General features: G+C 76.9%; 10 protein-coding genes and 2 pseudogenes. 5 read left to right on the top strand and 7 right to left on the bottom strand.

Translation table 11 applies throughout. The features are described 5' to 3' along the window. Positions 1-133 precede the first annotated feature (133 nt). The 4 genes from D450_RS29850 to D450_RS0109660 all read right to left on the bottom strand — a co-directional run bounded on the left by D450_RS29850 (position 134) and on the right by D450_RS0109660 (position 7,800). Positions 134-2,659, bottom strand: a complete 2,526-nt coding sequence (locus D450_RS29850; protein ID WP_449289460.1) for a glycosyltransferase — start codon at positions 2,657-2,659, stop codon at positions 134-136. Positions 2,660-2,792: 133 nt separating this feature from the next. Beyond that, on the bottom strand, positions 2,793-5,546 hold the full coding sequence (locus D450_RS0109670) for a stealth conserved region 3 domain-containing protein (protein ID WP_449289459.1): 2,754 nt from the start codon (positions 5,544-5,546) through the stop codon (positions 2,793-2,795). 47 nt (positions 5,547-5,593) lie between these two features. Continuing rightward, a complete protein-coding gene (locus tag D450_RS0109665) occupies positions 5,594-6,484 on the bottom strand; it encodes a hypothetical protein (RefSeq protein WP_241483107.1) in 891 nt (296 codons plus the stop codon). Further along, a complete protein-coding gene (locus D450_RS0109660) occupies positions 6,481-7,800 on the bottom strand; it encodes a stealth conserved region 3 domain-containing protein (protein WP_449289458.1) in 1,320 nt (439 codons plus the stop codon). Before D450_RS0109660 ends, D450_RS0109665 begins: the two co-directional genes overlap by 4 nt. A 927-nt stretch (positions 7,801-8,727) precedes the next feature. Between D450_RS0109660 and D450_RS35725 the strand changes: the two are divergent. Continuing rightward, positions 8,728-8,887: pseudogene (locus D450_RS35725) on the top strand (IS481 family transposase); the annotation flags it as partial. Positions 8,888-9,225: 338 nt separating this feature from the next. Here the strand turns inward: D450_RS35725 and nagA are convergent. Further along, complete coding sequence (gene nagA / locus D450_RS0109655) at positions 9,226-10,374, bottom strand: N-acetylglucosamine-6-phosphate deacetylase (RefSeq protein WP_017538464.1); 1,149 nt, start codon at positions 10,372-10,374, stop codon at positions 9,226-9,228. Between the two features lie 478 nt (positions 10,375-10,852). Here nagA and D450_RS0109645 point away from each other — a divergent pair, with 478 nt between their 5' ends. Next, positions 10,853-11,371 carry an NADPH-dependent FMN reductase gene (locus tag D450_RS0109645; RefSeq protein ID WP_017538462.1) on the top strand — a complete coding sequence of 173 codons (519 nt, stop codon included), beginning with the start codon at positions 10,853-10,855 and terminating at the stop codon, positions 11,369-11,371. Between the two features lie 49 nt (positions 11,372-11,420). Here the strand turns inward: D450_RS0109645 and D450_RS0109640 are convergent, their stop codons facing one another. Further along, positions 11,421-12,323, bottom strand: a complete 903-nt coding sequence (locus tag D450_RS0109640) for a hypothetical protein (protein WP_017538461.1) — start codon at positions 12,321-12,323, stop codon at positions 11,421-11,423. Positions 12,324-12,464: 141 nt separating this feature from the next. Here D450_RS0109640 and D450_RS29840 point away from each other — a divergent pair. The 3 genes and pseudogenes from D450_RS29840 (at position 12,465) to D450_RS35175 (ending at position 18,231) form a co-directional block, all read left to right on the top strand. After that, positions 12,465-14,715 (top strand): annotated as a pseudogene (locus tag D450_RS29840) (acyl-CoA dehydrogenase). Positions 14,716-14,721: 6 nt separating this feature from the next. Next, complete coding sequence (locus D450_RS0109630; RefSeq protein ID WP_017538457.1) at positions 14,722-16,362, top strand: GDSL-type esterase/lipase family protein; 1,641 nt, start codon at positions 14,722-14,724, stop codon at positions 16,360-16,362. A gap of 855 nt (positions 16,363-17,217) precedes the next feature. After that, on the top strand, positions 17,218-18,231 hold the full coding sequence (locus tag D450_RS35175) for a GNAT family N-acetyltransferase (protein WP_017538456.1): 1,014 nt from the start codon (positions 17,218-17,220) through the stop codon (positions 18,229-18,231). 455 nt (positions 18,232-18,686) lie between these two features. Here the strand turns inward: D450_RS35175 and D450_RS0109620 are convergent, their stop codons facing one another. Continuing rightward, positions 18,687-19,328 (bottom strand): DUF1275 family protein, encoded by a 642-nt coding sequence (locus D450_RS0109620; protein WP_017538455.1) that lies wholly within the window; start codon positions 19,326-19,328, stop codon positions 18,687-18,689. Between the last annotated feature and the right edge of the window lie 38 nt (positions 19,329-19,366).

Below are 19,366 nucleotides of genomic sequence, written 5' to 3'. Positions count from 1 at the left end.
CGCTCACAAGGACGCGGCCGACAGTTCCACCACGCCGGCGGACACGGGGGCCGACCGCATGACAGTGTCCATCCCACCGACCCGACGGAAACCTCGGCAATGGGGGCGGAGCCGTGCTCCGCCCCCTGCGCGGCTATTCGACGTGCGTGCGCGGTCCGCCCGTGTGCCGCCTGGCCGAGGGCTCTTCGGCGAGGCGGATCACCGCCGTTCCCTCTTCTGCCGGGTCCGTTTCCGCCGGGCCTTCCACCGGGCCGCCCCCGGGACCGGGGGCAGCCGCCGTCGCAGGGCCCGGACCACGCGCACCGGGGCGTGCTCGATCGCGGTGCCGCCGCGGCTGTCCGGGCNGGCCCGCCCCCCCGCCCCTCCACCAGCGGCGGCGCAGGAGCGGCCCGGGGCACCCGGGCAGGGTGCGGACCGCCTCCTCTCCGCCGGTCTCCACCTCCACCCGCCAGCGGCCGAAGGGCAGGCGGTCGCGGCCCGCGAGGGGGACCGCCGCGGTGAACCGCAGCCCCGCCGCCGTGCGGGCGGCGGTCACGGGGAGCTCCACCGGGTCGCCCCCGCCCTTCGGGAGCAGGCGGACCGCCACCTCCTCCGGTGCGGCCTCCGGAGCGCGCACGGTCCCCGTCACCTCGAACCGGGAGCGGCCCGGCAGCCAGCACAGCGACACCTCTCCCACCGGCGGGTCCGCGGCCGCGTCCGCGGGGTCGACCCGGACCGCCAGGTGGCCGCCGTCGGTGTAGTACGGGCGCGCCCGGACCGTGCCGCCCGTGCCGCCCGCGGCGACGGCCGCGGTCGACGGGTAGGGGCAGGCCCGCTTCCAGTCGGCCGTGCCGAGCAGGCAGCGGCCCACCAGGTGCTCACCCCACCCGGTGCGCAGCCGGACGTCCCAGATCGCCCCTTCCGCCGTCCTGCCTTCCACGGGAGCCGGACCCGCCTTGGCGAGGGCGTCGACGGGCACCCGGGCGCGGAAACGGCCCGCGGCGTCCACCGGGCACGGCAGGCGGACCCCGGCACCGCGGGAGCCGCGCACGCCCAGCACCAGCTCGGCCTCCAGGTCGGGCGCGGTCGCCCCCAGCACGGTCCCCGACACCGTGATCCGGTCGGCAGCCACCGCCACCTCACCCGCCTCGGCGAACCGGTCCGCGTGCCGCGCGGCGATCCGGAGCCGCCCGTCCGGGCCGCGCTCGGGCAGCGCCACCGCCAGCCGCTTCACCGCGCGCGGGTCGTGGGGTGCCGAACGCAGGTCGACCAGGGTCGCGGGGACGGGGGTGAGCGGTTCGGCGTCCTCGCCGGGCGTGCCCGGGGCGTCCGACCGGAGCACGTCCCACCGTGTGGTGCCCTCGGGGAAGTCCCGGGGGTCCAGGTGGACCGTCCGCGCGCCCTCCGGGCACAGCCGCCGCTCCGCGCGCTTGGCGGCCCCGGCCCCGACCGGGCGCAGCACCACGAGGCCCGGGGGAGTGGCGAAGCCCAGCTCCACCACCCCGTCCCCGCCCACGGCGGCGGTGCAGTCGTCCGGGGCGGCCCGCCGGACCGGGACCGGCCGCCGGTGCCGCCCGCCCCCGGACCGGGTGGCCGCGCCGTCCGCGCCCTCCGTGCCGTCCCCGCTCTTCGTGCCGGTCAGGTCCTGGAACAGCGCCTCGTGCACGCGCGCAACCGCCTCGGGGGAGTAGCGCTCGGAATTGCGCAGCGCCGCCGCGCCCATCCGCGCCCGCAGCCCGTCGTCGCCCATCAGGCGGTCCAGCCCCCGGGCGAGCGCGTCGGGGTCCTCATTGGCCACGAGCAGCCCGTCCTCGCCCTGCCGCACGATCTCCGCCGGGCCGTGCGGGCAGTCCGACGACAGCACCGGAACCCCCGCCCGCATCGCCTCCACCAGGATCATCCCGAACGGCTCGTCCCGGGAGGGCACCGCGCACAGCGAGGCCATCGGCCACACCTCGTCCATCCGCGGGTGCGCCCCCATCATGAACGCGCGGTCCTCCAGCCCGAGCGCGTGGACCTGCCGGCGCCGCGCCTCCAGCCCACGCCCCCGGCCGAAGACCCGCACCGTCCAGTCGGGGTGGTCGGGCGCCACCCGGGCGAAGGCCTCCAGCAGCAGGTCGAAGCCCTTCATGCCGGTGACCCGCCCCGCGGCGACGACGCTCGGCGGCCCGGCGCCCTCCGAGCGCAGCGCCGGGGCGGGCACGCAGTTGGGCACCGCCTGCACCCGCACCCCCGGCAGGCGCATGCGGGACCGGTAGGTCCGGGCGTCGGTCTCGGTCACCGGGCAGACCGCGTCCAGGCGCCGGTAGTCGCGGGCCATGACGCGCAGCAGCGCGCGGTCGTACATCCCGTACGTCAGGTGCTCCTGCCCCACCACGGCCGCGCCTTCGGGTCTCAGGCGGGCCAACAGGACGTTGATGCCCGCGCGCGTGCCCACCACGACGTCGGGCGCGCTCCGTCCGAGGTGGTCGGCGACCAGTGCGTCGGTGCGCGCGCTGTGCTTGCCGTAGAGCTTCTCCTCCTCGGGGTAGAGCACCGACGGCCGGTCGGCCCCGGGCCCCGGCGGCTCGCGAAGGTCGACCAGCCACGACACCTGGACTCCGGGGCCCACGGGCAGCACCGGGTCGTCCCGGTGCCGGAACAGTGACACGATCGCGACGCGGTGCCCCAGGGCGGCCATGGCCTCGGCCTGGTTGACCACCGTGCGGATGGTCCCTCCGATCCCGTAGAGCGTGTGCAGCAGGTAGGCGATCTTCACGTGTCTCCCCCTTTCGGATCGAGGCGGCGAAGCCCCTCTCCTCTACGACTGACCGCTAGAGCTCCCAAGGCGGCGCGAGGGGGAAGTAGTTCTCCAGAAACGCGCCCATGAGCCTGATCTGCTCGGCGCGGGGGACACGGTCGGGGGGCGCGTCGGTGAGGCAGAACGCCTCTTGCTTGCGCTGGAGCAGGGATTCCAGCTTCCGGTGCTGGCCCGGGTCGCCCAGGTCCACATAGGTGTAGGCGACCGATCCCGGCCAGGCGCGCCCCGTCAGGTGCGCGTAGTAGTGGTGCAGGGGCACGGGCGAGAGGTCGGCGGGGCCCCGGAAGCGCGCGGCGGCGGTGGCCGCGAACTCCTCGGGGAAGCGCTCCTCCAGCTCTTGGAGCACCGACCGCCGCAGCGCGTAGGGCGCGTGGCGCATCGCGAAGACCGGGGCCCGGCCGAACGCCCGCTCCAGCAGGGCCCGGTTGTTCTTCTGCGCGGCGAAGAACGCGGGCTCCTCCGCGGACGGGGCGCCGAACGGCACCGCCGTGGCGGAGGGGAAGAACCGCGGTGCCCCGTTCCCGGCGAAGAACGCCTCCGGACCCACCGGCCGCCCGAGGAACATGTCGTCGTTGAGGTACAGGAAGTGCTCGGCGAGGCCGGGGATGCGGTGCAGCCGGGACTCGATGGCGTGCGAGTTGAACGTGGGCAGGTCGGCCGGGGCGAACACCTCCCGGTGGTCGACCACCCGCACGTCCGGGTGCGCGGCGTCCAGCCAGGGCGGCACCTGGTCGTCGGTGACCACGTGGACCCGGCGCACCCACGGCGCGAACATCGCGATCGAGCGCAGCGTGTAGCGCAGCTCCTCCGCGCCGGAGAAGCGGTTCTCCAGGGCCCCGTCGGCCCCGCCGCCCCCGCCGTGCCCGGCCAGCGCCGCCGAGAACCGGCGCCGCCAGGCCGGGTCGGTGCCGTCCACCCAGGTGACCACGGCGTCGACGGGCACGTCCACGTCGTCCACCAGCGGCCGGGCGAAGGGCTCCAGCGTCGGGTACTCCCGCCCGGCGAAGCGGGTGCGCACGCGCGCGCCCAGCGCGGCCGCCTCCACCCGGTCCCCGGCGGCGCACCCGTGCGGGGCCACCAGCTCCCGGCCGCCGGACGCCGGGTCCGGGTCCCAGAACTCCAGGTCGGCGCCGTAGGCCTCGCCGTAGCGCAGCGTCCGCCCGGAGGTGAGGACCGGGCGGAACACCCGCACCCCGGACGCGGCGGCCAGGGACGGGCACATCGGCAGCGGCACCGGTTGCGGCAGCGGGCCGCGCGGCCGGATCGGCCGGGCGTACGCGGGGGGCTCGGCCCCCGGGGCGCCGAGCGCGCCCGCCAGCGCGGACAGGGCGTCGGCGCGCAGGTCGCCGGGGACCATCACCCGCGGGTTGCGGCCCCGGTGGCGCACGAGCGCGTTCGGCACGCCGGCGCGCTCCAGCGCGTCGACGACCAGGTCGAGGTTGGCGCGCACCGCCTGGCGGGGGAACAGGTCGTCGCGCACCTCGGCCAGTCCGCCGCCCGAACGCACCAGGTGCGGGCGGTCGCGCCGCCACTCGGCCTCGCAGGCGCCGGCGCCCTCGGCCTGGGGAAGCGTCCCCTCCCAGGGCACCGCCCGCAGCGCGGGCCCCCGCACCGCCCGCGCCGCCTCGTACCGGGCGGCGCGCTCCGCGCGGGCCGCGGCCCGCTCCTCGGGGGGGACCTCCAGGAGCTCGCCGTAGAGCCGCTCCCAGCGCGCCGCGATCCGCTCGGGGGCGAACCGCTCCGCCCCCTGCACGGCCGACCGCCCCATCCCGGCGCGCAGCGCGTCGTCCTCCATCAGCTTGCCCAGGCAGGTCGCCAGGCCGCCGACGTCCTCGGGGGCGGCCAGCAGCCCGTCCACACCGTGCCGCACGACCTCGGCCGGGCCGGTGGGGCAGTCGTAGGCGACGGCCGGGACGCCCGCGGCCAGCGCCTCGGTCAGCACCAGCCCGAACGCCTCGGTCCGCGAGGGGAGCAGGCAGATCGCGGCCCGGGCCCACTCGGCGGCCATGTCGGCGGTGGGCCCGGCGAACTCCACCCGTCCGTGCAGGTCGTGCCCGGCGGCCAGGGCGCGCAGCCGGGGCAGCTCCGGGCCCTCGCCGCAGATCCGCAGCCGCCAGCCGGGGTGGTCGTCGGCGACCTGCGCGAAAGCCCGGACCGCGTCGTCGACCCCCTTCTCGGGGACCAGGCGGCGCGCCACCAGCACGGTTCCGGAGTCCAGGGACGAGCGCGGCACCGGGCCGGCGGGGGCCGCGTTGGGGATCGCCTCCAGGCNCCCCCCCCCCCCCAGCCACGCCCGGGACGGCTCGGTGAGCGCCACCAGGGCGTCCACCCGGGGCGCGAACGGCAGCAGCGGCTCGCCGGTCGGGCCGCGCAGCTCGGGGATCCGGTGCTCCTGGGCGACGAGCACGGCGCCGGGCGGGGCCAGCGGGGCGGCCAGGGCCGTCAGCGCCGGGCTGGTGGTCACCAGCACGTCGGTGTCCAGGTGCGGCAGCGCGCGGGCCGCCTCGATGTCGCACAGCCGGTCGTAGGCCGGCTCCCAGCGCGGGTCGACCAGCTCGCTGTCCCGGCCGGCCAGCTCCCGGCAGGCCGCCTCGTCCAGGCCCGTGGGCCGGGCCGGCCGCCGGACCGGGCCGCGGGCGTCCACCAGGTGGCGCACCCGCACCCGCGGGTCGACGCCGAAGAACGGGGCGTCGGCGGTGCGCAGCACGCTGAGCACCTCGGTGCGGTGCCGCCCGGCGAGGGCGGCCGCCTGGGAGAAGGCGGCCATCTCGGTGCCGCCCATGGCGTCGGCCCAGGTCACCAGGTATGTGATCTTCATGCGTCTCCTCCCGGGGGTGCGGGGGCGGGCAGCGGTCGGACCCCGGCCACCAGCGCGGTCCCGCCGCCGGGGAGCGGGCCGTCGTGGAAGACGCGCACGCGCAGGGGGGGCACCCCGCGCCCGGTGCGCACCGTCGCGTCGGGCACCGGAAGGGCGGCGCGGGGGCGCTCCAGGTCGGTGCGGGGCAGGCCGACCGTGAGGTCGGCGCCCGAGGCGGGGCGGAAGCGCACCACCCAGCGGACCTCGTCGGTGCCGCCGCAGGAGCGCGCCATCCGCTCCAGCGGCAGGTCCAGGGCGAACGCGGTCCCGCGCGGGTCGGGGCGGCGGTCGGGGTGCACCGGCAGCTCGGTCCGGTGCCGCCGCGCGCGCAACAGGCACGCGGGTTCGCCCTCCAGGCCTTGGAGGAGGCCTTCCACCCGCACGCCGTGCGGGCGCACGTGCACCTGCTCCACCCGTGCGGCGGGGGCGGGCGGGCCGACCCTGACCGTGGCCCGGCCCCCGGGGCCCGCCTCAAGAGCGAGCCCGGGGGCCTCGGTCGGGCGGACGTCGTCGGGCGCCTGGAGGCAGAACGCACGGCTCCCCAGGCGTCCGGACACGATGAACCGCACCGTCCACACGCCCGCCTCCAGGCGCACGGCGGCCAGGTCCGACGGGACGGGGACGCCCTGCGCGTCCGGGGCCACCAGTGCGGCCGTCGCGCGCACGCCCCAGCGCCCCTCGGAGGCCGGGTAGACGTCGGCGGGCAGACGCACGGCGGTCCCCCGCGAGCGCAGCTCCAGGGCGGCCCCGCGGGGCGGATCGAACCCGGGCGGCACGGCGGCCGCGTTGAGGGCGGATCCCGCGAGCAGGAGCAGCTCCGGGCGGAGCACACCTGATCCGGGGATCACACCGACTCCGGTTCGAGGACCGCGGACGCCTCCGGGCCGGTGGAGGCAGCCTCTCCCGGGGGCGGCGCCGCGGGCAGGGGCCGTTCCATGGAGGAGGGGAACGGGAAGCGCTCCTCCAGCACCCGGTGCAGCGCGCGCGTGGCGGCCCGCTCGTCCTCCTCGTCCACGGGCACGGTGTCGTTCAGGCACACGGTGTCGTACGAGCGCCCGGCCAGCAGCCGCTCCAGGCGGGCGGCGGCCCCGCCGGTGTCGGCCAGGTCGACGTAGGCCGAGCGGATCCTGCCCTGCACAGCGCGCCCGGTCAGCAGGGCGTAGGTGTGGTGCAAAGAGGAGGCCACCGACACGTCCGTGGTCGTGCGGAAGCGCGAGGCGGCGGTGCGGGCGACGGCGTCCGGGAAGCGTTTCTCCAGCTCCCGCATCACCTCCTTCACGTGGGCGAAGGGGGCGTGCTTGTACTTCTGGGCGGCGGCGCGGCCGAACTCCTCCCACAGCAGCCGCCGGTTGTTCTTGGCCGCCGAGTCCACCGCCCGCTCCTGCGGGGACGCCTCGCCCAGCCCGAACTGGAAGGGCGAGGGGAACACCTTGGCGATGCCGTTGGGGTGGAAGAACAGGGCGGGGGTGACCGGCCGCGCGAACAGGACGTCGTCGTTGAGGTAGAGGTAGTGCTCGCTGAGGCCCTCGATCCGGTGCAGCCGCGTCTCGATGGCGTGCGAGTTGAACACCGGCAGGTCCGCACCGGGCCCGAAGACCTCGCGGTGGTCCACCAGGCGCACCCGCGGGCAGGAGGTGTCCAGCCAGGCGGGGCGCTGGCCGTCGGTGACGATGTACACGGTGCGCACGAAGCCGGCGAACATCTCCAGCGAGCGCAGCGCGTAGCGCAGCTCCTCGCGGTCGGTGAACCGGGAGCGCGCGGTCCCGTCCGGCGGGGCGGCTCCGGCCGCGGCAAGGTGGCGGTCCCGGCGCGCCGCCCAGGCCGGGTCGGCGCCGTCCACCCAGGTGAAGACGGCGTCGACGGGGAAGTCCACGTCGTCGGGCAGGGGGCGGGCGAACGCCGGGAACGTGGGGTGCTCCCGCCGGCCGGCGCGGATCCGGGCGGGTGTGCGCTCGGCGGGCGGGAGCACGTCCGAGACGCGGTTGCGGCGCGGGGCGACCAGGGTGCCGGGGACGGGGTGCTCGGGCAGCGGGGCGCGCAGCCGGGACCGCACACGGTCGCCGTCCGGGGCGTGGGGCCCGGCGGGGGCCTCGCGCCAGAACTCGATCACGCACCCGTGCTCGGGGCCGGCCACCACCTGGGCGCCGGGCCCGGCGACGAACATCCCCACGCGTACCGCCCCGGCGCCGCGCAGCCGGCGCGCACAGCGGCGGGAGGCCAGGGGACGCAGGTAGTCGCGCGGGTCCTTGCGCAGGGCCGCGGCGTACAGGGCCTCGCCGGCGCCCGCGGCGGAGAGCAGGTCCAGCACGCGGTCGCGGTCGCCCTCGTGTACCCCGACGGTGTACTCGCCGGGGGCCCGCCCGTTGACCATGAAGTAGTCGATGCCGGCGCCCTCGAGGAGGTCGGCGCACCGTTCCAGGGCCCGGAGGGCGAGCGCGCCGGTGCTGAACGGGCCGGTCCACCGGTGCGCCAGCACGGGGCGGCCGCGGTGCAGCGCCGGGACCAGGCGGTCGTCGGCCTCCAGCAGCGCCTTCCAGCGCAGNGGGGGGGCCCGGGGGGGGAGCCGGTGCAGTGCGGCGGTCGTGCCCCGCCTCAGCCTCCGTGCGAGCGGCGTGGTGATGGATTCCAGCAAGGCAGGCGCCCCCTTGGCCGTATCGGTCCGGTACGGCTGCGCGGAGGGAAGGCGCAGCACATGGGTGCTCGTCTTCTTCGCGTGAGGGGCGCAAAGATCCGGTATGCGGTTGTCCTGTGCGCAGGACGGCCTGCGGCCGCCCTTGGTCCTCCACCGGTGTGCGGGCCCCGGGGGCACCCGCCGAGCCCGGTGGAAACACGTCGTAGCGGGGTCGACACGGGCAGTCTTGCGTAAAGCGGAGGTGATCTGTCGGTGACACGCCGCTCCAGGGCGGTTCAACCCCAGGTCAGGGCTGTGCGGTCACCGGGCGGGGACGTCACCCCCGATGGGCGGGTCCGCCTACCTGTACTGACCACCGAGGTCGGATACGGCCCGGCTGCGATTCGACAGTAAGAGAGGGCCTCCGACATAGGTGTGGGCTGTCGGGACCACCACCTGAAGAAGGCCAGGAGGCCCTCCGTGGCCCACACAGCCCGCGCCAACGCCGAATCGGCCCCCGAGGGGCGCCTGGCTCCGGCCCGCTTTGTCGTCGAGGACGGACGGCCCCTGCGCCGGGCCGCCGAGCGCTTCCAGGCCGGCCACACCACCGCCCGCCGGTGGGCCGAACGCTTCCGCACCGCGCTCGACGGCCCTCCCGCGTCACCAGCCTCACGGGGCAGCGCACCTCGCGCACCTCGGCCGGGAACGGCGCGGGCAGTGACGCAGGCACCGCGCCCGAGAGGTGCACCGGCGCCCGCCGCCTGCCGGAGCGCCCCGGCGAACACGCCGTTCCTGTCTCCCCGCCGCCCTGCCACAGGAGCCGCTAGGCGCGCCGCACGGCGGCGAGTGCGCTGAGGACGGCGGACCGGAGCGGACTCGACGACCAACGCCTGTGCCGTCGGCCGACGGCACAGGCGCGATCAGGGGGAGTGCGGCCCAGGTGCGGCCGGGCCGGGTGGGCGTCCGGCGGACGCCGCCCTACAGCTCCTTCACCCACGCCCCCCGGTGCATCACCGAGGCGACGGACAGGTCCTCGTCGAGCACCAGCAGGTCGGCGCGGTAGCCCGGCCTCAGCTCGCCGACGCCCTCGATCCCCAGGGCCCTGGCCGGGACCGCGGTGGCCGAGCGGGCCGCGGTCTCCAGGTCCACACCGTCCACGGTCTCCACCGTGCGGCGGATCGCGTCGGGGAGCACGATGGTGCTGCTGGCGATCGTCCCGTCCGCCAGGCGGGCCTCGCCCCCGCTCACCCACACGTGCAGCTTGCCCAGGGTGTACTCGCCGTCGCCCAGCCCGGTCGCCGCCATCGCGTCGGTGACCAGGGTGATCCGGTCGCCCCCGGCCGAGGCGAAGGCCACCTCCGCCGCCGCCGGGTGGACGTGCACGCCGTCGTTGATCAGCTCGACGGTGACCCGGTCGTCGGTCAGCGCCGCCCCGATCGGCCCCGGCTCGCGGTGGTTGAACGGCCGCATCGCGTTGTACAGGTGGGTGGCCACCGTCGCCCCCGCGTCGAAGGCGGCCCGCGCCTGGTCGTAGGTGGCCTCGGTGTGGCCCACCGCCACGGTCACGCCCTGCGAGGCGGCCGCGGCGACCAGCTCCCGCGCGCCCGGCAGCTCCGGGGCGACCGTGATCATCTTCAGGTGGCCGCGGGAGGCCTTGAGCAGCGCGTCGAACTCGGCGGTGTCGGGGTCGCGGAGCAGCGCGGGGTCGTGCGCACCGTGCTTGTTCACCGAGATCCAGGGCCCCTCCAGGAACATGCCGGCGATCAGCCCTTCCTCGGTCAGGTCGGCCAGCGCCCGCACCTGCTCCAGGGTGTCCTCCGGCGTCGCCGCGACCAGCCCGCCGACCAGGGTGGTCACCCCGTTCCCGCGGTTGAACTCCACGATCGAGCGGAGCCGCTCGGGGTCGGTCTCGGTGAACGCGGCCCCGGCGCCGCCGTGGATGTGGGTGTCCACCGTTCCGGGGATCACGGTGCGCCCGCCCGCGTCGACGGACCCGCCCGGCCCGCTCGGCGGTGTCCCGGGGCCCAGGTCGGCGATGGCCCCGTCCTCGGTGCTCAGCCACCCGTCGACGAAGCCGTCGGGGGTGAGCAGCCGTGCGTTGGTCAGGGTCGTCCGGCTCGCGCCCATGCTCGGTGGTCCTCTCCTCGGTGCTGTGCCCGATGCCACACCCGGAGGGTGCGACATTTCCGCCCATGATGCATTGACCATAGCGCCGGGTCCGCTCATGATGGTGGGCATGTCCGCCGGTGAGCTGCTCGTCCAGCGCCTGCACGTCGATCTCCGACAGCAGGCCAGCGCCCTGTGTCTTAGTTAGCGCCCTACGGGGGCACGGTCCCCCGCCCACCGGTGGCGTCCCCGCCTCTCTCCTTCCCCGGCTTCCGGCGCCCTTGCGCGCCCGCCCCGCCGAACCGTTTCGGCGGCGCCCGAGCCGCCGGCCGCGCACGGCGCCGGCCCCGCGGGAGGCGCGGTCCCTCCCGGTGACGTCGTTCCACCGCCCGACCGGCGCGTTCCCGCCCGGCGACGACGCCCGCGCAACGCGCCCGACGCCCCACATGCGCTTTCGCGGCCCTTCCGGGGGCCGCGCCACTTGGAGCAGGAGACCGCAATGACCCGTTTCACCGTGCTCGTCGCCGATCCCCGACCCCGGTCCGCCCTGGCCGCGGCCGCCGACCGCGCCGCCCGCGCCCTGGCCGCCCAGGCCGGGGTGGAGACCGCCCCCCACACCGTCGACCTGGCCGAACTGGGCCCGGCGCTGCTGGCCGCCGACGCGGGCCGGGACGTGGCCGAGGCCGTCGAGCGGGTGCGCGACGCCGACGTGGTGCTGGTCGCCACGCCCCAGACCCACGGCTCCTACACCGGCCTGCTCAAGGTGTTCCTGGACCGGCTGCCGGAGCTGGGGCTGGGCCGGGGCGTGGCGGTGCCCATGGCGGCCGTGCCGGACCTGCGCAACGGCCGCAACATCGAGGAGGACCTGCGGGTGCTCCTGTCCGACCTGGGCGCCTGGGTGGTCGAGCCGGCCCTGCTGCTGGCCGACCCCGAGCTCGCCGAGCCCGCCGAGGTCATCGGCGCCTGGGCCGAGGTCGCCGCCCCGGCCCTCGGCGAGGCGGTCGCCGTCTCGGCCTGACCCCTCCGGCCGGGGCCGGATCCGGCCCCGGCCGCACCCGGCCGCGGTCTCAGAGCGCCCCGGCCGCCTCGCGTTTGCGGGTGGTGTCGGCCTCGGCCTGGGCGCCGTTGCCGCGGACCAGGACCACCACGACGAGCGTGAGGGCGAAGCCGCCCGCCCGCAGGGCGAGCATCAGCGGGTCGTCCGGCAGGGCCTCGTCGAAGATGACCGTGCCCAGGACCACCATGAACACGTTCCCGGCCACGTTGGCGACCGGCGCGGTGATCGACGCCCGCGCGCGCTGCATCGACGTCTGGAACAGCACGATCCCCACCGCCCACCCGAGCGCGTACAGGTAGGGGAAGGGCGAGGCGAGCGCCGGGAGGACCGCCGCGGGCAGGCCCTCGTCCGCCAGGAGTCCGCCCAGGCCCTTGCCCTGCAGCCCGGCCGTGCCCTGGGCCAGCCCCGCGGCCGCGCCCATCGCCGCCGCCGACACGTACCGCCCCCTGCCGGAGGCCAGGGCCACCGCCCCCACGCATGCCACGACCGTGCCGACGCTGACCGCCAGCAGCAGCGGCATGTCCGGCACGGTTCCGGTCTCGCCGCCGTCGCCCAGGGACAGGCTCAGCAGCAGCAGGGCGACCGGCATCAGCCCGAGCGCCGCCTTCTCCCCGCGCGTGATGGGGTCGCCCAGCACCAGGGCGGTCAGCAGGAGCATGACGGCGATCCCGCCGGCGAAGGCGGGCTGGACGACCGATACCGGGGCCAGGCCGAGGGCGACCACCAGGCCGAGGCTGCCCAGGGCCGCCATCGCGCAGCCCCCCACCCAGCGCGGGTTGGTCAGCAGGACCTTCGCCAGGTGCAGGGGGCGCCGCACCCCGATGGAGGGCGCGCCGTGGAGCGCGCGCTGCTCGACGGCCAGTCCGAGCGAGTAGACCGCGGCCGAGAGCAGGGCCGCGAGCAGTCCGACCACGGGTCCCGCCTTTCTGGAACGCGTTCACGCACCGGAGTCGTCCGGTCCGTGTCGTCTCGTGTCGTCCGATGGTAGTTGACGGCGTGTATATAACCAGTTCTAGTCTGGCTCCATTGGCGACCGACCCCCAGGGAGCTGGCCATGGCGATCGGACTCACCGGAGACCACGAGGAGCTGGCGGCGTCGGTCCGCGGCTGGATCGGACGGCTGGACGCCGGGTGGGAGGAGGACACCGGCGACCCGGGCCCGCCCCCGTTCTGGTCCGGGCTCGCCGACCAGGGCCTCCTCGGCCTGCACCTGCCCGAGGAGCACGGCGGACAGGGCGCCGGCCTGCTGGAGCTGGCCGTGGTCCTGGAGGAGTTCGGCCGCGGCCTGGTTCCCGGCCCGTTCCCGCCCACCGTGCTCGCTTCGGCCCTGGTCGACCGCTGGGGCGCCCCCGGCCTGCGCGCCCGGCTGCTGCCCGGCCTGGCCGGCGGTGCGCACACCGCCGCGTTCGCCCCCGGTCCGCCGCTGGAGGCCGAGGAGGGGGCCGACGGAGGGCTGCGCCTGTCCGGCACCCTGCGCCCGGTTCCCGGCGGCGCCGGGGCCGCGTTCGTGGTCGCCCCCTACCGCCGGGGCGGGAGCGAGGGCTGGGCGGTGCTGGACGCGGACGCCCTGCGCGCCGAGCCGCTGCCCCCGCTCGACCGGGGAAGGGCCGTCGCGGCGCTGCACGCCGACGGCGCCCCCGTCGGAGCGGACGCGCTCCTGGACGGCCTGGACCGCCGCGACGCCGAAGGCGTGGCCGCGGTGCTGCTGGGCGCCGAGGCCGCCGGGACGGCGGCCTGGTGCCTGGAGGCCGCCGCCGAGTACGCCAAGGTCCGCGTCCAGTTCGGCCGCCCCATCGGCGGCTTCCAGGGCGTCAAGCACCGGTGCGCGCGCATGGCGGTGGCGCTGGAGCAGGCCCGCGCCGCGGTGTGGGACGCCGCGCGCGCCTACGACGAGCGTCCCGGCACCCCGGACGGCCCCTCCGCCCCCGGCCCCGCCCGGTTCGCCGCCGCCGTCGCCGGGCTCACCGCACCCGACACCGCCCTGGAGTGCGCCCGCGGCTGCATCCAGGTGCACGGCGGCATCGGCTTCACCTGGGAGCACGACGCCCANCCGCCACCTGCGCCGGGCCAGCGCCCTGCGGATCCTGGCCGGGACGCCCGCCGACCGGGCGGCCGCGGTCGCCGAACTGGCCCTGGCCGGGCGCCGCCGCACCGTCGAGATCGGCCCCGACCTGGGCGGGGAGGAACTGCGTGCGGCGATCCGCGCCGACGCCGACCGGCTGGCCGCCATCGGCGACGAGCGGGAGCGCTTCACCGCCCTGGCCGACGAGGGCTGGGTGATGCCGCACCTGCCCCGCCCGTGGGGGCGCGACTCCTCCCCGCTGGAGCAGGTGCTCATCGAGCAGGAGATGCGGCGCGCAGGGGTCAAGGGCCCACGGCTCGCCATCGGCGCCTGGGTGCTGCCGTCGCTGGCCGTGCACGGCACCCCGGAGCAGCAGGAGCGGTTCCTGCGGCCCACCCTGCGCGGCGAGACCGTGTGGTGCCAGCTGTTCAGCGAGCCCGGCGCCGGGTCGGACCTGGCCGCGCTGTCCATGCGCGCCGAACGGGCCGAGGGCGGGTACCGGCTCACCGGGCAGAAGATCTGGACGTCGATGGCCCAGTCCGCCCAGTGGGGCATCTGCCTGGCCCGCACCGACCCGGCTGCGCCCGGCAAGCACGAGGGCATCACCTACTTCCTGGTGGACATGGCCGCGCCCGGGGTCCAGGTGCGGCCGCTGCGCGAGCTCACCGGCCAGGCCCTGTTCAACGAGGTCTTCTTCGACGACGTGTTCGTCCCCGACGACCGGGTGGTGGGCGCGCCCGGCGACGGCTGGCGGGTGGCCCGCACGACGCTGGGCAACGAGCGGGTGGCGCTGTCCTCGGGCGACGGGATCGGCGCGGGCCTGGAGGAGCTGCTCGGCTTCCACCGGGCCGGGCCCGAGCCGGACGGCTGGGGCGCGGCGCCGCCCGCCGACCCGGCCGACCGGGAGGTCGCGGTCCGGCTGGGGCGGCTCATCGCCCAGGGGCAGGTGCTGGAGCTGCTCGGGCTGCGGGTCACCCTCAAGCGGCTCTCCGGTACCGAGCCCGGTGCCGAGGCGAGCGTGCGCAAGCTGCTGGGGGTGGAGTTCGCCCAGCGCGCGGCCGACCACCTGTGGGAGGCCCAGGGCGGGGCGGCCGTGTGCGAGGAGCCGGGCGGGCCGACCGGGATCTGGGCGTGGTACATGCTCTTCGGCCGGTCCATGACCATCTACGGCGGCACCACCGAGGTGCAGCTCAACATCATCGCCGAGCGGCTGCTCGGCCTGCCGAGGGACACCGAGGACTAGGGACGCGTGGCGGACGAGGACGGCGGCCCCGGCGAGGGCGCCGAAGACGAAGACAGGGCCGGGGGCGGGGACGGCGGCGGCACCGGCGGTACGGCCCGGCCCCGCCGCCTCGGCCTGCCCCGCTTCGAGCCGACCCCGCTCGGGCTGGTCGGGGTGGCCCTGGGGGCCATGTTCGCGACCCTGCTGGTGATCCAGGCGGCGCTGGGCTCGTTCCGCACCGGCGCACCGGACGAGGAGCCGTCGCCGCCTCCGGCGAGCGGGACCCCGCCGGAGGGCACCGCGCGCATCCTGGTCGCGGGCGACTCCGTCGTGCAGGGCAGCAGCGGCGACTTCACCTGGCGGTACCGGCTCTGGCGGCACCTGGAGGACGAGGGGGTCGACGCCGACTTCGTGGGCCCCTACGACGACGTGCTCGACGTGAACAGCGGCAGGCCCGGCAGCGACGCCTACGCCGACCCCGGCTTCGACACCGACCACGCCGGGGTGTGGGGGGCCACGACCGAGGACACCGCGGCCTCGCTCGGTGAGCACGTGGCCGAGTACGAGCCGCACTACCTGCTGTTCATGGCCGGGATCAACGACTTCGCCGAGGACTCCTCGCCCGCCTGGGCGCTGGAGGCGGTGCGCGACGCGGTGACCGCGGCGCGGGTGGCCGACGGCGGGGTGCAGATCGTGCTCGGCGAGGTCACCCCCGTGGCCGGGACCGGGCGGGACGAGGAGCTGAACGGCAAGGTCCGCGCGTTCAACGAGGGCCTGGCCGAGCTGGCGGCGCAGCTGAGCGGGCCCGGGCCGGTGGTGGTGGCCCCCGCCGCCGAGGGGTACGCCGCCGAGGACGACAACTGGGACACCACCCACCCCAACGCCCGCGGCGAGCTGAAGATCGCGGCGGCGTTCGCCGATGCGCTGGCCGGGGACCTGGGCCTGGGCGGGGCCTACGAGCGGCCGCTGCCGGACGTGGCGGTCGGCCCCCGGCAGGCGCCGGAGGTCGGCGTGGAGGACGAGGGCGGCGGCGACGTGCGGCTGAGCTGGGATCCGGTGCCGGGGGCCACCCGCTACCAGGTCCTCCAGCGCCGGGTGCGGCCGGACCCGGACGAGGAGGTGGCGCTCCCCGCGCAGGTGGAGGGCGAGGCCGGGGGGACCCGGTCGGTGACGGTGGACCGGCTGCTCAGCGGGGCGGTGTACGAGTTCACCGTGCGGCCCTACAAGGGCGGGGACGCGGGCCGGGGCTCCGAGCCGGAGCGGATCGAGGTCGACCCGGAGCCGCCGGGGGCGCCGGAGCGGCTCCGGGTCGAGGAGGACGGGGGCGGCGACCCCGAACTGGCCTGGGAGGGGGCCGACGGGGCCGGGCACTACGAAGTGGTCCGGCGCGAGATGGCGTGCAGGGACCCGTCCCCCGAGCCGGATCCGTCCCCGACCGGCGACCCGGACGCCGGGCAGTCCCCCGAGCCGTCCCCGCCGGCCGAGTGCGCCCCGGTCGACGGCGAGGGCCCCGAGGAGGGCCGGGGCTGGACCACGGCGGCGATCGTCGACGAGGGCACCGCCTGGCCCCTCCCGCCGACACGCGGCACCGGTTACGAGTACGCGGTCCGCTCCCACCGGGACTACGTCGAGGGCGCCTATTCGGGAACGGTGGAGTACACCGGCTGACGCCGCCGACGGAGAACACCGGTCCCCGCCCGGAGCCCGCGGGCCGCCGGTAGCGGTCACCGCGGCCCCGGATGGACACCCGTCGCGACGTCCGCAGCCGACGCCCATCGGCCGCCTGAAGCCGAGTCGCCCGATGTGCACCACCGTGGCGTCGAAGCGTCGGACGCACGGTGCCGGGCGCCACACACGGCCTCGGAACGCCCCGGCTCCGCCTTCCGGCCGCCGAGGGTTCAACCGATGCCCGGCGACGCCCCGGGTGACCCGGACGGACGGAGCGGCATCCGCCGGGGGTGCGGCCCCGGGCCGGTGCGGGTCGTGCGTCCTGGCCGGTGGGCGTCGGCGGCCGGTGGCCGTTCGCCCGGGGTCCCGCTCTGCGTCGTTCGGGCGGACGCGGAGTGCGCTCGGAGGGGGCTCCGCGCCTGTGACGGCGGGTCGGCCGTGGGCGCCGACCGTTGCCCGGGCAGGTGTTCCGGCATCCCCCGTCAACGATCGAGGCTGGTGCGAGTCTCGCGCCCCGAGTGGTGCCCTGAGCGAGTGCTGGGGCGTCGGGCGGTGTATGACGGCCCGTCCAGGCGTGCGGGGTTTCGGACGGTCGGCGGGAGGCGGCGGGGCGGTCCGTCACGGGCGGCGACGGGGTGGCCGCGGACACGGTACGGCGCTCCCGGGCGGCGGCGGACACGCCGGTCGGCGGCGTCCGGTCCGTGCGGACCGTGCGCGGATGCCGCGGCGGGGCGGGGCAGGGCGGTTCGTCCCTCCCGTCCGGGACCGGCCGTACCGGTCCCGCGTCCTTGCCCCGCCCGCCCCCGGTGCGGGATAACGGGCCCATCGGATCGACCGAGGACGGGGGAGGCGCCGGTGGCGGTGATCGAGCGCGTCGACCCGCACGACGAGGCCGCGCTGTCGGCCTGGTACCGGGCCCTGCGGGCGGGGGCGTCGGCGGGGCGGCACAGCCCGCTGGTGGCGGCCTACGAGGAGATGCGCGCCTCGCTGCGGGAGCCGGGCTCGGCGGCCGAGCGCTCGGCGTGGGCGGCGGTGGACGGCGGCGCGGTGGTCGGCAGCCTGCTGTTCGCCCTGCACGGCCGGGAGAACCCGGACCTGGCCGACGTGGACGTCAACGTGCCCGAGGAGCACCGGGGCCGGGGCTACGGCGGCGCCCTGCTGGCCCACGCCGAGCGCCTGGCCCGCCGGGGCGGGCACCGGGTGCTGCTGGCGGAGGCGTTCGTGCCCTCGGCGTGCGCCCCGGAGGAGCACCCCGGCGCCGGGTTCGCGCTGCGGCGGGGGTTCCGCAGTGTGCACCGGGAGGACCACCTGGTGCTGGCGCTGCCGGTGCCGCCGGAGCGGCTGCGCGGACGCGTGGAGCGCGGTGCGCCCCGGCGCGGCGGCTACCGCCTGTCCACCTGGAGCGGCGGCTGCCCGCCCGGGGAGGCCGCTGCGGTGGCCGCGATGCGCACCGCCATGGAGCGGGCGGTCCCCTGCGGCGACCTGGAGGCGGAGCCGCGGGTGTGGGACGAGGGCCGGGTCCGCGCGGTCGAGGCCCGCACCCGGCGCCAGGGCTACGCCTCGATCGCGTCCCTGGCCCGCGGCCCGGACGGGGAGCCCGCCGGGTACAGCCAGCTCTTCATCCCCGAGCACACCCCCGGCGAGGTGTACCAGGACGACACGGTGGTCCTGGAGCCCCACCGCGGCCGCGGCCTGGGGGAGGCCCTGAAGGCGCTGAACCTGCTGCGCCTGCAGTCCGAGCACCCCGACCGCAGGCGGGTGCACACCTGGACGGCCGCGGTGAACACCGCCATGTGGGAGATCAACCGCAGGTTCGGCTTCACCCCGGTCGAGGTCGCCCACCGCCTGCAGAAGGCGGCCCACCACTGAACTCGTCGGAAGCCGCGTGGGAGAGGAGAGCCCCGGCCGTCGGTCCCGGGCCGCTGATCGGCGCGATGCGCCGATCGCCCCGGCCTCCGCGCAGAGCAGGCGCGAATCGCGGCGTCCGTTCGCCGCACCCATCGGACTTCCGACAAGCCCGGTGAGGTCGCCGCCGGTTCCGTGGGGCCCGTCGCCCTGCGATCGATAGTGGTGATCTCACCACTATCGATTCGCGCTGCTGAGTCGACGGCCTTGCGGAGGTCCCCGCACCGGTTCCCGTGCGGGTACGGCGGCGTGCGTCCGCGGCCGTTCCACCGCTGCCGCCCGGGAGGGCGGGGCACCGGGCCGGCCCCGCCACCGGAGCCGCCTCGCATCCACGCCGATCTCCATGCAGGCCGACCCGCCGTCCCGGTGCGCTTCCGCGGTGGGGGAGGGCCCAGGTGCAGGCTGCGCTCGCGGCCGTCTCACTCGGCGTTCGGGAAGACGAGGAGGGCCAGGAGGATCGCGGGGAACGCCAGGTCCGCGGCCCACACCGGGGCGGCCTGGAGCACGGCCGTCGTGCAGGCCGCGCCGGCGGCTAGGGACAGGATGATGCCCGCCTTGAGCGCGAGCGCCGCGTCCGGGCGGTTCAGCAGGGTCAGGTGGCCCAGCATCCCCGCCAGCACGCTGGTCACATAGTTCACCGAGACGCCCGCCCCCGAGCGCTCCACGACGGCGCTCTGCATGCCCATCGCCACGGCGGCGACCGCCGTCATCGCGTCGATGGGGGCGCCCAGCATCCACGCGATGGACAGCGCCGCGATCAGCACCGACTCGATCACCAGGATCCACCGGCGGCTGCGCCGGAACACGTGGTCGGCGAGGGCGAACCCCGCCGCGAGCCCGGCGAGGAAGGCGGCGAAGGCCAGCAGCGAGCGCAGCGTCGTCGGCCCGGTGCCCTCGGCGAAGGACACGCCGAGCAGGACGACGTTGCCGGTCATGTTCGAGGTGAACACGTCGCCGAAGCCCAGGAAGCTCAGCGTGTCGACGACCCCGGTGACGAAGGCGAGCGCGAGCAGGGACGCGCCCATGCGGTGCGCCGAGACCGTGGTGACGGCCGCGGTCATCCGTCCGCCGCGCCCGCCCGGACGCCGCGGCCGCCCCG

The sequence above is a fragment of the Nocardiopsis halophila DSM 44494 genome, assembly GCF_000341245.1.
Lineage (GTDB): Bacteria > Actinomycetota > Actinomycetes > Streptosporangiales > Streptosporangiaceae > Nocardiopsis_A > Nocardiopsis_A halophila.
Note: the sequence above shows the minus strand (reverse complement) of the source record. Positions and strands in the feature narration are given on the sequence as shown.

Coding starts and splice junctions, on each gene's coding strand:
- D450_RS0109660 (WP_449289458.1), bottom strand. CDS start 7,800: ATGTTCGTCGCCGGGCCCGGCGCCCAGGTGGTGGCCGGCCCCGAGCAC.
- nagA (WP_017538464.1), bottom strand. CDS start 10,374: ATGGGCGCGAGCCGGACGACCCTGACCAACGCACGGCTGCTCACCCCC.
- D450_RS0109620 (WP_017538455.1), bottom strand. CDS start 19,328: ATGACCGCGGCCGTCACCACGGTCTCGGCGCACCGCATGGGCGCGTCC.
- D450_RS0109645 (WP_017538462.1), top strand. CDS start 10,853: ATGACCCGTTTCACCGTGCTCGTCGCCGATCCCCGACCCCGGTCCGCC.